The sequence below is a fragment of the Sporosarcina sp. P29 genome (assembly GCF_002743265.1).
Lineage (GTDB): Bacteria > Bacillota > Bacilli > Bacillales_A > Planococcaceae > Sporosarcina.
Genome location: NZ_PDYX01000051.1, coordinates 1 through 1,334, shown reverse-complemented (window position 1 = coordinate 1,334; position 1,334 = coordinate 1). Strand labels below are relative to the sequence as shown.

Annotated in this window: 1 protein-coding gene; it reads left to right on the top strand. The window is 39.4% G+C overall.

From position 1 onward, the window contains the following. The first annotated feature begins 87 nt into the window (after positions 1–87). On the top strand, positions 88–1,296 hold the full coding sequence (locus CSV68_RS16460) for an ISL3 family transposase (protein ID WP_099662662.1): 1,209 nt from the start codon (positions 88–90) through the stop codon (positions 1,294–1,296). Positions 1,297–1,334: the final 38 nt, after the last annotated feature.

Genomic DNA, 1,334 nt, shown 5'->3' with positions numbered 1-1,334 from the left:
AATTGAACAAAAAATGCACGTGATCACCAATTTCTTTTATACTTGAATTGTCGAGAAACAAGTCAAAGAGAAAGGTGATACGTGCATATGAATTTTATCATGAATATTCCAGGATTAAAAGATGTACTCATTGAAAAGATAGAGGAACGTGGAGAGCGAATCGTTTTACATGTTTCACTACCAAAGAAACTTCATCGTTGCCCGAGTTGTGGTGCGCGTACCAAGAAAGTACATGATTATCGGCTCCAAAAGATTAAGCATCTCAAGTGGTTTGAACGACTGACATGTCTATTGTATAAACGTCGTCGATACGCGTGTGCTTGTGGAAAACGTTTTTCTGAAAAGGCATCTTTTATTGATAAGTATCAACGGTTTTCAAAAGAATGGAATCTAGTAGCACAAGTCCGATGCATCAAAGCTAAGACGTTTAAAGAAGCTGGGGAGACGTTAGGAACTTCCAGTTCTACAATCATCCGACGCTTTCAACAAGTGGCAAAGCAACACATGGTATCGGGTGTCCGGCTTCCTAAAGCAATTGCCATCGATGAATATAAAGGCGATACAGACGCAGGTACCTATCAACTTATCATTGCGAATGCAGATACGCATGAACCACTCGACATCTTGCCAAATCGTAGAAAAGATACGATTAAAGATTATCTGTATCAATATGGAGCGGACGTGAAATTAGTCGTAATGGATATGAATCCGAGCTTTAAAGCAGCGGTGAGAGAAGCTTTAGGTCGTCCCGTTATCGTCGCAGATCGCTTTCATTTCTGTCGATATATTTACTGGGCCATTGATGAGGTACGACGTAAAGTACAAAAAGAATGGCATGCGTATGATCGCAAGAAGTGTAAACGGATGCGACATGTCCTGTATAAACGAAGTAGGAAACTACATGATAAAACAAGGTGGTATCGTGATCGGTACATAGGTATGTCTGAGGAATTGAAAACAGCTTATGAATTGAAAGAAGCGTATTGTGAATGGTTTGATTGGGCGAAGACGACAGATGATGTCGTAGAAGTGAAAAGAAGATTAGAAGCGTTTTACCGTAAGGTGGAAGAGGCACAGGTTCCTGCCTTTTTAAAGGCGATTCAAACATTGAAGAACTGGCAAGTCGAGATCTTGAATAGTTTCGCTTTTAATTATTCAAATGGATTTCTGGAAGGAATCAATAATAAAACAAAAGTGATGAAACGCAATGCCTATGGCTTTAGACGTTTCGATCACTTTAGGGCGAAAATTTTATTAAACATACAGTATAAAGAAATTGGCGTTCATTTAGGTTGAGGGGTGGATTTAAATTCACTCCACCCCAACATTTGATT

What these genes read in the sequence shown, in the direction of transcription:
- CSV68_RS16460 (WP_099662662.1), top strand. Translation starts at nt 88, where the DNA reads ATGAATTTTATCATGAATATTCCAGGATTAAAAGATGTACTCATTGAA.